Source organism: Streptomyces sp. NPDC088350 (assembly GCF_044753545.1).
Lineage (GTDB): Bacteria > Actinomycetota > Actinomycetes > Streptomycetales > Streptomycetaceae > Streptomyces.
Genome location: NZ_JBIVNL010000006.1, coordinates 251,517 through 264,850 on the forward strand (window position 1 = coordinate 251,517; position 13,334 = coordinate 264,850).

10 protein-coding genes are annotated in these 13,334 nt (G+C 66.8%); 5 read left to right on the forward strand and 5 right to left on the reverse strand.

Features of this window, described 5'->3' with window-relative positions; genetic code table 11:
* Positions 1-46: 46 nt before the first annotated feature.
* Positions 47-1,315, reverse strand: a complete 1,269-nt coding sequence (locus ACIQBL_RS22560) for an ABC transporter substrate-binding protein (RefSeq protein ID WP_401944424.1) — start codon at positions 1,313-1,315, stop codon at positions 47-49.
* Between the two features lie 334 nt (positions 1,316-1,649).
* Here ACIQBL_RS22560 and ACIQBL_RS22565 point away from each other — a divergent pair, with 334 nt between their 5' ends.
* From ACIQBL_RS22565 to ACIQBL_RS22580, 4 genes are all read left to right on the forward strand, one after another.
* Positions 1,650-2,684 carry a LacI family DNA-binding transcriptional regulator gene (locus ACIQBL_RS22565; protein WP_401944425.1) on the forward strand — a complete coding sequence of 345 codons (1,035 nt, stop codon included), beginning with the start codon at positions 1,650-1,652 and terminating at the stop codon, positions 2,682-2,684.
* Positions 2,685-2,895: 211 nt separating this feature from the next.
* Entirely contained in the window at positions 2,896-3,708 is an 813-nt protein-coding gene (locus ACIQBL_RS22570) for an SDR family NAD(P)-dependent oxidoreductase (RefSeq protein WP_401944426.1), read from the forward strand.
* Positions 3,709-3,860: 152 nt separating this feature from the next.
* Entirely contained in the window at positions 3,861-5,006 is a 1,146-nt protein-coding gene (gene dgoD / locus ACIQBL_RS22575) for a galactonate dehydratase (protein ID WP_401944427.1), read from the forward strand.
* A gap of 183 nt (positions 5,007-5,189) precedes the next feature.
* On the forward strand, positions 5,190-7,691 hold the full coding sequence (locus ACIQBL_RS22580) for a carbohydrate binding domain-containing protein (RefSeq protein WP_401944428.1): 2,502 nt from the start codon (positions 5,190-5,192) through the stop codon (positions 7,689-7,691).
* Here ACIQBL_RS22580 and ACIQBL_RS22585 read toward each other — a convergent pair whose 3' ends face one another.
* Both ACIQBL_RS22585 and ACIQBL_RS22590 read right to left on the reverse strand, forming a co-directional pair.
* Positions 7,692-8,411, reverse strand: a complete 720-nt coding sequence (locus tag ACIQBL_RS22585; RefSeq protein ID WP_401944429.1) for a DUF6221 family protein — start codon at positions 8,409-8,411, stop codon at positions 7,692-7,694.
* 160 nt (positions 8,412-8,571) lie between these two features.
* Positions 8,572-8,982 (reverse strand): hypothetical protein, encoded by a 411-nt coding sequence (locus ACIQBL_RS22590; protein WP_401944430.1) that lies wholly within the window; start codon positions 8,980-8,982, stop codon positions 8,572-8,574.
* Positions 8,983-9,806: 824 nt separating this feature from the next.
* Here ACIQBL_RS22590 and ACIQBL_RS22595 point away from each other — a divergent pair.
* Positions 9,807-10,772: a hypothetical protein gene (locus ACIQBL_RS22595; protein WP_401944432.1), complete on the forward strand. Its 966-nt coding sequence runs from the start codon at positions 9,807-9,809 to the stop codon at positions 10,770-10,772.
* A 24-nt stretch (positions 10,773-10,796) separates the two neighbouring features.
* Here the strand turns inward: ACIQBL_RS22595 and ACIQBL_RS22600 are convergent, their stop codons facing one another.
* Both ACIQBL_RS22600 and ACIQBL_RS22605 read right to left on the reverse strand, forming a co-directional pair.
* Complete coding sequence (locus tag ACIQBL_RS22600) at positions 10,797-12,032, reverse strand: IS701 family transposase (protein WP_401944434.1); 1,236 nt, start codon at positions 12,030-12,032, stop codon at positions 10,797-10,799.
* Between the two features lie 153 nt (positions 12,033-12,185).
* Entirely contained in the window at positions 12,186-13,304 is a 1,119-nt protein-coding gene (locus ACIQBL_RS22605; RefSeq protein WP_401944436.1) for a serine hydrolase domain-containing protein, read from the reverse strand.
* Positions 13,305-13,334: the final 30 nt, after the last annotated feature.

The window sequence follows — 13,334 nt, forward strand, 5'->3', positions numbered from 1 at the left end:
GCCGGTGTTCGACTGACCGGACGGCCCAACTACCCCACCGGTACGGCTACTTGGCGGACGCCGCCGTCTGGATGTCCTTCAGCGTCTTCGCCGCCGAGGACTGGCCCAGCAGGAACGACTGGATCTTGGAGCCGGTGTCGGTCTCCGCCTGGCCGCCGTACCAGGTGTTGGAGGGCATTACCCGGTAACGGCCCTCCTTGAAGGCGGTGTTGAAGACGGTGGTCTCCGTCGAGTCGGGCGTGGTGCCACCGGTGAACGGGGACTCGGCGTGCTCGGCGTCCAGGTACTTCGCCAGATTCGCGCTCTGCGACCAGAACTTCACGTACTCCTTCGCCGCGTCCGCGTGCTGCGACTGGGAGTTGACGCCCCACGCGGTGCCGGAGAACAGCATCGCGTTCGGCTTGGTGCCCGCCGCGCCGCCCGGCCAGGGCGCGAACGAGACCGGGAAACCGGCCTTCTTGATGTTGGAGACCTGCCAGGCACCCTGGTACCAGAAGGCGCTCTTGCCGGCGCTGAAGTCCTGCGGGCCCTGCGACCACTCGTCGACGCCGAGTTCGTTCTTCCAGTTCACGAAGCCCTTGTCACCGAGGGTCTTGAGCTGGTCGAGCGGCTCCTTCCAGTCCGGGTCGAAGGAGGCCTTGCCGGCGAGGAAGTCGGCGTCCCACTGCTTGTTCTTCTGGTAGACGGTGGTCGAACCGCTCGCCTGGAAGATGGAACTGCCGGTCCACGCGGACTTGTCGGGCAGCGCGATGGGCGTGATCCCGGCCTTCTTGATCTTCGCGAGGTCGGCGAGGAACGTCGGCCAGTCGGCGGGGACTTCGGTGATCCCGGCCTTCTTCAGCAGGTCCATGTTGGCGTACAGACCGATGCCGATCAGCTCCATCGGCATGGCCAGCGTCTTGCCGCCGGTCTGCGTGAACGGCTTCGCCGCCGAGGATATGGAGCTGACCCACGACTCGTTCGAGAGGTCCGCGAGGTAGCCGGAGGCGCCCCACTTCTTCATCTTGTCCGCGTCGACCATGATGACGTCGCCGGCCTTGCCGCCGAGCAGCTCGGGCTGGAGCTTCTGCGTGTACGTCGGGTCCGCGGTGGTGTACTTGAAGTCGATCTTGATCTTCGGATGAGCCTTCTCGAACGCCTTGTTGATCTCGGCGATGTTCGCCGGTTCGGCGCCGCCGCCCTTCCACGCCTCGACGTGCAGCGTGACCGTCCCGTCCGCGGAGGTCGAGCCGGACCCGCCGCCGCAGGCGGCGAGTGACGCCGCCAGGGCGGCGACCGTGGTGGCGACCGCGAGCAGTCTCCCGGAGCGCTTCATTGCACACCTCACCCATCATCGGCGCATGCCGATTTCATCGTGCTTGCAGGGGTTTACTACGGAGAGTCGGTAATCCTCCGCGACAGCCGAGTCCCATCAGCCGTGCGGGGATCGCCGGATATGCCGGGCCTGAATGGATATATCACTGAAATCCATCCAAGGAAACCGGTTGACCAACGACTTCGGCGAACGCTAGGTTGCGGCGCCAGAAGGTGTCAAGAGGTCAAACGCAACACCGCACGCCGATCGCCACACCCCAGGCGAATCCGGCAGCAGGGCATGATTCGCAGGACGGCAGGGGTCGTCGACGGCGTGGTTGACAGGGAGGACTCGCGTGGCTGAACAGCCCGTACGGGCAAGGCTGGTGGACGTCGCACGGGAGGCGGGAGTCTCCAAGGCGACGGTGTCCAAGGTGCTCAACGGACGGCAGGACCTGTCCGTCCGGCCGGAGACCAGACAGCGCGTCCACGAGGTCGCCGCCGCCCTGGGCTACCGCCCCCACTCCGGGGCCCGCGCCCTGGCCGGGGCCAGCACCCACGCCCTGGCCCTGCTGGTGCCGGCCCTCAACAACCCGACCTACGTCACCATCTCCCGCGGCGCCTACCAGCGCGCCCGTGAACTGGGCTATCTCTCCCTGCTCGCCGAGGACTTCGACGGCCAGGAGGCCGACGACACCTTCAACGACCTGGTCAAGGAGGGCCGCGTGGACGGCCTCCTGATCGCCTCCGCCCGCCCCCACCACCCCCTACTGGAGACCCTGAGCCGCAACCCGGTTCCGCACGTCTTCCTCAACCGCGCCGTCAAGGACTCGGGCCGCAACGTCACGATGGACGTGGCCCGTTCCAGCGTCACCGCCCTCGACCACCTCCACGCACTCGGTCACCGGGTGATCGGCCATATCGCCGGCCCCTCCGGGATCACCCCCAGTGAGGACCGCCGGGACGCGTTCCTCCGGCACGCCGCCGCACTGGGACTGCTCGCCGCGCCGGTCGCCTCCGGCGACTTCACCGAGGAGGGCGGCGCGTCCGCCGCCCGCGAACTCCTCACCCCCGCCGAAGGGAAACCGCAGGTCACCGCGTTGTACACCAGCTCGCTGGCCCAGGCCATCGGGGCGATGCGGGCCATCCACGAGCGCGGCCTGCGCATCCCCGAGGACATCTCCCTGGTCGGCAACGACGACCTTCCCGTCGCCGGCTACCTCACCCCGCCCCTGACCACGGTCGCGATGCCCCTGCACGAACTGGGCACCGCCGCGGTGGACGCCCTGGTCGCGGAGATCCAGGGCAAGCCACCGGGGGACGTGGTCGTACCGACCGAGCCGCGGCTGGTGTCGCGGGGGTCTACGGCGGGGCCGGGTACTACGGGCTGATCAGTAGGGGTTCCCGTTCCCCTGGACGACCGAGCCGCCGGTCGGACGGAGGGGCGAAGGACACAGCACACCGAGGAGCAGGTCAGTACCGAGGACCGCAGGTCAGTACCGAGGCGCAGGTCAGTACCGAGGAGCAGGACAGCACCGAGGAACGCAGGACAGTACCGATTGACGGATGACCGGACGGGCCGGTCACGCCGAGAGGATCGCCATGAGCCGCAGTACCCCCGAGAGCAACCCCGGTAGTCACCCCGACAGCCACCCTGACCACCGTCCCGCCCGCTTCACCGGCCGTACCGCCCTCCTCACCGCCGCCGCCTCCGGCATCGGGGCGGCCACGGCCCGGCGGCTCGCCGACGAGGGCGCGTCCGTGCTGGTCACGGACGTGGACGCGGCGGGTGCGGAGAAGGTGGCCGCAGAGGTCCGCGCCAAGGGCGGCCGAGCCCGTCACCTGGGGCTCGACGTCACGCACCCCGAGGCGTGGCCGGAGGCGATCCGCACGGCCGAGGAGTGGACCGGACGCCTCGACCTGCTGCACCTCAACGCCGGCCGCAACCTCCCCGGCGCGATCCACGAACTCGACGACACCTCCTGGCACGACCACCTCCGCCTCGCCCTCGACTCCGTCTTCTACGGCGTCCGGGCCGCCGTACCGCTGCTCTCGGCGGCCGGTGGCGCGGTGGTCGTCACGGGCTCCGTGCACGCGGTGATCGGCTTCAGCGGGTTCCCCGCGTACGCGGCGGCGAAGGGTGGAGTCAGCGCGCTGGTACGGCAGTTGGCGGTCGAGTACGCGGGCCGGATCAGGTTCAACGCGGTCGTGCCCGGGGCGGTGGACACCGGTCTGTGGACCGACGCGCCGGACGAGTACCGGGTCCGGACGGCGGCCCGGACCCCGGTCGGGAGGCTCGGCGAACCCGAGGACATCGCCGCCGCCGTCGCCTTCCTCGGCTCGGACGACGCGTCGTTCATCACCGGCCAGAACCTGGTCGTGGACGGCGGGCGCAGCATCAGCTCGCAGGAGTAGGCCCCCCAGCCTTCCTATCCGCCTCTCCCGTTCCTCTCCCCTCTCCCCCCTGCCCCTCTCCGTACCCGTACTACCCGTACTACCCGTAGGACCCGTAGGACCCGTAGGACCCGTAGGACCCGTACTACCCGTAGGACCCGGAGGTCCGCAGCATGAAAATCACCGGATACGAGCTGTTCCTCGTCGAACCGCGCTGGCTCTTCCTGCGCGTCGACACCGACGAGGGCATATCCGGCTGGGGCGAGCCCATCGTGGAGGGCAAGGCCCACACCACGGCCAGGGCGGTCGAGGAGATGTTCGACTACCTGACCGGCCAGGACCCCGCCCGCATCGAGGAACACTGGCAGATGCTCGCCAAGGGCGGCTTCTACCGCGGCGGCCCGGTCCTCAGCAGCGCCCTCGCCGGCATCGACCAGGCCCTGTGGGACATCGCGGGCAAGACCCACGGCGTCCCCGTGCACCAACTCCTCGGCGGCCACGTCCGCGACCGCGTCCGCATCTACGGCTGGCTCTACGGCGAGAGTCCCGAGGAACTCGCGGAGTCGGCGGCCGGGCAGGTCGCCAAGGGCCTGACCGCCGTAAAGATGAACCCCTGCGCGCAACTCGAGCCGCTCGCCACCCCCGCCGCGATCGACGCGATCGTCGCCAGGGTGAGCGCCGTACGCGAAGCCATCGGCCCGGACCGCGACCTGGCGCTGGACTTCCACGGCCGCTTCAGCGGGGCGATGTCGAGGCGCGTACTCCCGTACCTGGAACCGCTGTTGCCGATGTTCGTCGAGGAGCCGGTCCTCCCGGAGTTCACCCGCGACCTGGGCGACGTGGTCCGCGCCACCTCCATCCCCATCGCCACGGGTGAACGCCTCTTCTCCCGCTGGGACTTCAGGGAGGTCCTCGGCGCCGGCATCGCGGTGGCCCAGCCCGACATCAGCCACGCGGGCGGCATTTCGGAGACCCGCCGTATCGCCGCGATGGCCGAGGTCTACGACGTGCTCGTCGCCCCGCACTGCCCACTGGGCCCCATCGCCCTCGCGGCGAGCCTCCAACTCGACTTCGCCGTACCGAACTTCCTCATCCAGGAACAGTCACTGGGCATCGGCTACGGCGACAGCAGAGGCCTGCTCGGCTACCTCGCGGACGCCTCCCCGTTCGAGGTCCAGGACGGCTACATCCACCGCCTGACGGCCCCCGGCCTCGGCATCACCGTCGACGAGGACAAGGTCCGCGCCGCCGCCGAACGCGGCCACCGCTGGCGCAACCCGGTCTGGCGCAACGCGGACGGTTCGCTGGCGTCCTGGTAGCCCAAGTCCGGTAAAGGGCAGGGCTGTTGGTTCCGCGCTGCCCCGACGTCGTCGCATCCGACGTCGGGACAGCGCCACACGCTCCAGGCGCACCGGCGGCAACCGGTCATCGCGCCTGGTGAAGAGGGGAATCTCGCCGCACGCAGCGGCAAGGGACACATCCACCCATCCAAGGAGCGCGCAATGAAGCGTCGCAGATTCGGTTCTCCCGACAGACCACTTTCCGCCACCCGCCGAAGGCCGGGGATCCTCGCCCTGCTCGCCGCGCTGGCGGGCGCCCTGCTCGTCCCCGTCACGGCGACCAACGCGGCGGCGGCGGGCACGAGTTACTACGTCGACTGCTCGGCCTCCACCAACGGCACCGGCACCAGCGCCAGCCCCTGGAACTCGGTCGCCGGCGTCAACAGCACGACGTTCACCGCGGGCGACAGCATCCTCTTCAAGGCCGGCACCACCTGCACCGGCCAGCTCACGCCCGGCGGTTCGGGATCCTCGGGCAGCAACATCTCGATGACGTCGTACGGTTCGGGCGCGAAGCCGGTCATCGACGCGGCGGGCGCGACGGGCGCGGTCATCCACCTCCTGAACCAGCAGTACTGGGACATCGGCGGCCTGGAGCTGATCGACAACTCCTCGTCCCCCGCGTACCGTTCGGGCGTCCTGGCCGAGAACAGCTCGGGCGGCGTCCTCAACCACATCCGCGTGCACGACATGTACATCCACAACATCGCGGGCTACGGCGGCGGTTGGTACGCGACGAACGCGGGCGTCGGCGTCCAGACCGACCACACGACCCCCGTCTCCACGTGGAACGACGTGGTGGTGGAGAACAACACGTTCGACCATGTGGACCGCATAGCGGTGGCGGTGACCCCGGACGCGGACGGCCAGGGCACAGGCCTCACCACAGGCACGGTGATCCGCAACAACACGATGACGTACGACGGCGCGGACGACATCCTGGTCGTCAAGAACGACGGCGCCCTGATCGACGGCAACAAGGCGGGCTACGGCGGCGCCAAGTCGACCTGCCCGCCGTCCGGTCAGTACTGCAACGGCGCCTCGGCCGGCATCTGGATGTCCGGCAGCAGCAACACCGTCGTCCAGAACAACGAGGTCTACTGCCACATCAACGGCGCCGACGGCACCGGCTTCGACGTCGACTGGGGCAACCACAACACCACGTTCCAGTACAACTACAGCCACCAGAACCTCGGCGGCTTCCTCCTGGTGATGCCGCCCTTCACCATCGCCAACGAGCCGACGTCGACGGTCCCCAGCGACGGCACGGTGGTCCGCTACAACATCAGCGAGAACGACGGCAGCAACTCCGGCTGCCCGGCGTCCGGCACCCAGACCCACGGCGGCGGAGTCCTCCACTTCGTGGGCGGAGTGCCAAACCAGAGCGGTAGCACATCCGCCATCCCCCTCTTCTACAACAACACGTTCTCGGTCAGGGACGGCCTGAGCACCCCGATCCTGTACTCCCGCGCCGGCACGTCGATCAGCGGCGCCCTGTCCTTCCAGAACAACGCCGTCTTCAACTACGGCTCCGGCAACTACTTCACCACCACCGGCACTTCGACCTACTCCAACAACCTCTTCTACGGCAACCACCCGTCCCGCGAGCCGGCCGACGCGGCGAAGGTGACGTCGGACCCGGAGTTCCGCAACGCGGGCAACACCAACACGTCCTCCTCCTACACGGGCAAGAACGCGTACCAGGTCCACCCGTCGTCACCGGCGATCAGGGCAGGCGCGGTAATCGCATCGAACGGCGGCTCCGACGCGTACGGCAACGCGGTCTCCGCTACGGCGGCCCCCAACATCGGCGCGTACAACGGCACCGGCGGCAACCTCCTCTCCAACGCGGGCTTCGAGACGGGCAGTCTGTCCCCCTGGACCCAGGCGAGCGGCACGGCGTCATCGGTGACGGCGGCCAACTCCCGTACGGGAGCTGACGCGTTGACGACGGCGGTGAGCGGCAGCGGCGCGAACCAGTCTCTGACCGGCCTGACCCCGTCGACGACCTACCTGCTGACGGGCTGGGCGAAGGTGGCGACGGCCGGCGAGACCCTGGCCATCGGCGTGAAGAACTTCGGCGGCACGGAGACCTACACGAACATCGCCACGACGTCGTACTCACAGGCGGCGATCCTCTTCACCACGGGTTCGTCGTCGACGTCGGCGACGGTCTACTGCTGGAAGAACGCGGGCGGTACGGGCGCGGGTTACTGCGACGACCTCGCGGTGGAGCCGTTGTCGTCTTCGACGAACGCGGTCACGAACCCGGGCTTCGAGACGGGCGCGCTGACCCCGTGGACCCAGAGCACGGGCACGGCGTCGAGCGTGGCCGCGTCCAACTCCCGCACCGGCACGTACGCGTTGCAGACGGGCGTGAGCGCCAGCGGCGCCATCCAGACGGTGAGCGGCCTGACGTCCGGCGGCAGTTACCTGCTGGCGGCCTGGGCGAAGGTCGGCACCGCCGGTGAGGAGGTGGCCGTAGGAGTGAAGAGCTTCGGCGGCACGGAGACGTACCTGCGCGCGTCGACGACGACGTACGCACAGGAGCCGATCTTCTTCACGACGGGCGTCTCCAACACGGCGGCGTCGGTGTACTGCTACAAGAACTCCGGGTCGGCGGCGGGGTATTGCGACGACTACACGGTGGTGAAGCTGCCCTGATCAAGCACGTTTGATCACCACACCTCCACGGCGAACCCCCAGGTCCATGACCTGGGGGTTCGCCGTGGAGCGGGTGACGAGAATCGAACTCGCACTCTCAGCTTGGGAAGCTGCGGGCATTTCGGGCTGATCTTGGCGATGGCCAGGGCGAACGGTGGACGTACGACTTCGACGGGCTCGGTTGTCTTCACCGTGGTTCCCCGCCCTATCTGGTGCGCCTGTGGTGTGGTCGTTCCGTCCATTGGTTACCCGGTTCGACTTGTAGCGCTCGGGAAAGTCGGGGTGCTCCTGGTAGGGCAGGGCGAGATCGAGTAGGTCGTCGCACGGCCAGAGGTCACCGTCGAACTGGCAGTCGTCACGGTCGTCCCACGGTCGCTCGGGATCACGTTCGGCCGGACTGAGCGTGTGCCGGTTCAGCACGTGCCACTTGGCCTCGACTTCGCGCAGCACGCGGGCAGGGTCGTGCAGAGCCACGTGCCGCGCGATCGCGGTGTGGAAGCTGGTGAGGTCCCCTCGGCCGAAGTCGACTGTGGCCCCGTGCGCGATCCACTCCGCAGAGAATCCGGCCCCGTCACAGCGCCGGGCCAGGTCGGCGTCCTCGTCCAGGCGCGCCTTGAAGAACGCCATCAGGTCGTTGGTCATGGCGGCATCCTCAACCATGTCGCGTGCGTCGGCACTTGCTTTACGCCCGTCGCTCATCTCCGAGTGTTCGACCAGCACCCTTTCCAACTGTGGTGGTGTCACTCGGGGCTTCGTACAGGGCCGTTCGCCTGGGTTCACGGGCGGCTGACTGCTGGATGGGTGTGGCCGTCTGGTCCCGCTTGAGAGTCGGCGACCGGTGCTGAATGAGACGGAAACTGAGGCGGGGCTGCCCCGGATTTCATGTCTCTTGGATCACTATCCGGGCGGCCTGCGTGAAGTCTCGGAGACGAGAGTGGACGACTCCCAGTGTCTCGTTGAATCTGTCTCTTAGCTCTGGGAACCGTGCACTCTCTGCGTCGTCTGCAAGAGCGTGGAGTCCCTGCATGGCAGTCATCATGCACTCGTTGACCGATCTGTGGAGCCTGCGGGCGGCGACTTCTGCTGACGCCGGCCCATCAATCTGGACTGAGGCGAGTCTGCGACGCGCGGAGATCACGTGCGGGATGACCTCTTCTCCTAGCCAGTTGTAGAGGTTCGGGAGATCCGGTGTTGCGGCGGTCAGGCCTCGGCCAACCGATTCCAGCCCGTCTACAGCGCCTTGAGTGGCATCAAGGAAGTTGCCGTACGCGGCATGCTGCTTCTCTCGCAACCACCTGTCCCGCTCGGCCTGGACCTGCACATGTTGCTGCCAACGAAGTGACCACCAGGTCAGCACTCCTGCGCAGCTGGTGGCGATAGCTCCCACTAGAGCCCCAAGCATGGCTGCCCAACCCGGATCCATGACTCAGATGCTTCCCAACTCGGAAGGCGGGGACACAGTGCACATCACCTTGGGAAGCTTGGGTCTCTTGGTGGCGGTTGCTGGGCTGACCTGCGCTGGAGCGACGCTGAAATCCTGGTCGCAATCAGGGCAAGTTGCCGCTATTCCCCGTGCGTTCCCGCAGGATCTGGCAGGCGAGTGGCACGTTCCCTTCGCCTCGAACCCCCCTCGCAGAGTTGGGTCTCGGAATGTTTGAGCCTCAGCCGACGAAAGTCAGCCACGATGGCGGGTGCGCTGGCCCACCAGGCACGCGTATGCCTCGCTGCACCCCCACCAGCCTCAGCTACGCTCGTCGACCAGAATAAGCCGTGCAGGCGGCAAGGGCGTGATCGGCTTGAAACCGTTGCCGACCTCAACCTGCTAAGGCGCTGACCTGGTCGTATGGCCGTTCTGTGTCGACACTGCCTCACCTGATTTAGTGCTATTTAGCCCAGTATCCTCGGTTCGATCTGGCATGCCTGCGGCACCCGTTGCTGGGCGACCGGGAGCGGCAGTGATATGCCAAGTTCGATCGCTTTGAAGGCGAGTTGAAGATCAAGCAGATCTTGATCTTGGGAGCCTGGCATAATCAGACGCAACGACGTGCAGACTCTCGGGGAGTTGAGTTGCGAGTAATCTTGTCGCACCCGTATTCCGGCGCCCTCCATTGGTGGATGCAAAGTTCAGACGATTGGGCTCATCCAACTCGACCTGCACATCCGTACTATAGGCACCTCTACGGGAATTTTGATGAACATCTCGATGTCGCCCTTGCTTGTGCCGTAATCTTCGATGAAATCATCCTCCCGGCGGCAGACGCGCGATACCCGGACTCCGTTATGTCGCCTGACTATCGAACGGTAGAAATCCCCGGCTTGGGTCTTTTTGCTGACTGGGACCCAGTTCGCGCAAGCAGGGAAGCGATGACGGGAATTGCAGAGGATGTAGCAAGAGACGCGCGAATTTCGCATATCCTAAAAAATGTGCCTAAAAGACTTCGCACGCAAGTAGTCGTTGATGTGGCGACTGATATGTTGCTCCTGGGTGAATACAAGGCGCCAGTGATTTCTTCGCCCGGGCGTCGCGCCATGCTTCTCCGCCTTATAGAACTGGATGTACTGGCGGACCTGGGTCTGTCACTTGGAGGAGTCGGGAGCATTCAGAAGTCCGCCACCGAATCACCAGCCACGCTTGGCGCAGTGACTGAACTGAGAAAATATGTTTCGGTCACGGGTCTCACCTTCAAGAGCCCTGACGTAAAATCCCTTTCTGGTATCAAATCGAATTCTCTCGTGCGAAACTATGCGGGCAACTTTCAAAAGGTCCTGACGGCGGATAATTCGGACACCGGTCCTTTGGATCTATTTGAGTCAATCAGGAGTGCCTGGAAGAGCCGAGTTTTGCAGAGCAGGATTTCGGGAAGCTTTACCGCGACGAGTCGAGGACTTTCTGTGCTTGGTCTCATACCGGGTGTCGGGACCGTCGCTGAGGTCGTCGCCATGGGTGCAGAAGCGACAGCGATAGCTAGCGAGAAACTTGAGCGGAAGAATTCCTGGTATGAAATCGGGCCGGAAATTCTACGCTTGGAGTCACTGGCAGCGCTGGAGCGCCATCTCGAGGATGCGGACACAAGGGATTAGTACTCCAGCCGTAGATCGTGATCTTCATGTCTGATTCGCGGCTGGTCGGTGGTAGTGGCTGGCCTGGGCTCGGGCCTGGTGACGGCGTCTCCAGGCGGACCAGCCGAGCCGATGGGCCACGTCGCGCATGGGTCGGACGAATGCTGTGAACAGTCGCTGGATCTCGTTGCAGGTGAGCGGGACGAGCCCGTCCGGAGCGGGATGGCGGGCGTGTTCGTCGGCGCGGACGACGGCGAGGAAGGCGTGAGCGAGCATGGCCAGGGTGACCCAGCGGGACCATGAGGTGAAGCGCCGGACCTGGTGCTCGTCCAGTCCGGCCAGGCCCTTTCCGGCCTGGAAAGTCTCCTCCACCCGCCATCTCGACCCGGCGACGCGGACCAGCATGGTCAGGGGCACCGGGGCGGGCGACCAGCAGCGGTAGTAGGCGCGTTCACCGGTGGTGCGGTTGCGGCGGATCAGCAGCCGGTGACAGCCGGGCCGGGGTTCGGCCAGGTCGATGACGGCCCAGTCGTAGAAGCGGTGACCCTTGGCGCCGGCCCCGGCCGACAGCTTCTGCCAGGCTCGCTTCGGCACCCTCGCGGCCAGGGCGTCCGCGCGGAACTTCCCGGCACCGGTGGTCGCTTCGGCCGAGCAGGCGACGGCGAGCACGTAGCCGACCTGGCGTTCTTCCAGCGCGGACCGCAGCTTCGGGTTGCCGCCGTAGACCTCGTCTCCCGCGACCCAGCTCACGCGGTGCCCGGCGTCCAGGAACCGGCCGATCATGCGGGCGGCCAGCTCCGGCTTGGTGGCGAAGACGGTGTCCTCGGCCAGTCCCGCGGCCCGGCAGCGGTCCGGGTCGCACGTCCACGAACGCGGGACGTACAACTCGCGGTCCACCGCCGCGTGCCCGCGGCGGCCTGCGTAGACGAGGTAGACGGCGACCTGCGCGTTTTCGATCCTCCCGGCAGTTCCGGTGTACTGGCGCTGGACCCCGACGGTGTGCGTGCCCTTCTTCACGTCCCCGGTCTCGTCGACCACCAGCACCGCATCCTCGTCGTGCAGATGCTCCAGCACGTACTCACGCACGTCATCACGCACGCGGTCGGCATCCCACCGGGCTCGGCCGAGCAGGTGCTGCATGCCCTCCGGACTCGCCTCCCCGGCCCACTCGGCGATCGACCAGCAGTTCTTGCGCGGCAGGTCCGACAGCAGCCCCAGCACCAAGTCCCTCACCCGGCGCCGGGGCTCAACCCGCGCGAACCGGCCCGCTATCCGGCCCATCAGGGCCTCAAACCCTTCCTGCCACCGGGCAGGGTCTACGCTGTGACCTGCGGCCACTGCATGATCTTCAGTCTTCACACACCGATGATCAGCGGTGGCCGCGGCCTTTCCGTAGTCGGTCCACCAGCAAGATCAATGTCTACGGCTGGAGTACTAAGAACGCGTCCGGCACAGTTCCTGACCCACGAGTGTGGTCATGGCCTGCTGGGTGTCCTGGCCGCCGTCACGGGTGACGTACACCACGGCGGTCCGGGCTCCGTCTCGGGTGGCGCCGCCCCAGGTGACATAGCCGAGGAGCTCGCCCCGGTGGCCGAAGTAGCTGCCGCCACAGGGCAACGGGATCTCGGCCAGACCGAGTCCATACCTCACGCCCAGCTCGGGCGCGGGCATGGTGGTCGTCATCTCGTCGAGCTGCGCCGGAGCCAGCAGACGGCCGCCAAGCAACGCGGCATAGAACCGGTTCAGGTCGCGCGCGGTGCTGATGATCGAGCCGGAGCCGACGGCCATACTCGAATTGAGCTCCGTGACGTCGATGCCGGTGTCGGTGCCGAACGCGGCGTAGCCCTCGGCGTGCGGGCCCAGGATGGACGGGAAGACTCCGGGCGTACTGGTGTCCCTCAGGTTCAGGGGGCGGATGATCAGGTCCTTCACCTCCCGTGCCCAACTCCGGCCGGTGACCTTGTGGATGATCATCGCGGCGAGAATGTAATTGGTGTTGGAGTAGGACCAGCCAGCGCCCGGGGAGAACTTGGGAGGGTGCCGCATCGCCAGACCCACCAGCTCCTCGGGGGTGTACGTGCGAAACCGCTCGGCCCGATAGCCGTCCGCGCTGTTCAACGCGGATATCTCCGGCCCGATATCAGGGATGCCGCTGGTGTGCTGCAGCAGCTGCCGCACGGTGATCTGGCCGCCGTCGTTGCCGTTACCCCGGACCACTCCCGGCAGCCACTGCTCAACGGTGTCCTCCAGGGACATTCGCCCCTCACCGACGAGTTGCAGCACAACCGTGGCGGTGAAGGTCTTGGTGGCACTGCCGATCCGGAACCTGCCGTCCCGCGGCATCGGCCTCCTTGTGTTCATCGCGGCCGTCCCGGCGTACGCGCTGTCGCGTGAGTCCGGTGACGTCACCTCGGCGTGCACACCCACGGCCCCAGTGTCGTGGATCGCCTCCACCTGCCGTTGGAGCAGATCGGCCGGCGGCGGCTTCGCCGCCGCCGTGGGCGCGGTCGATACGGCGACGAGGGCTGTAGCCAGGCTGGTCAGGACGAGCATGCCTCGCCGACGCCTTCTTAACCCATGCAT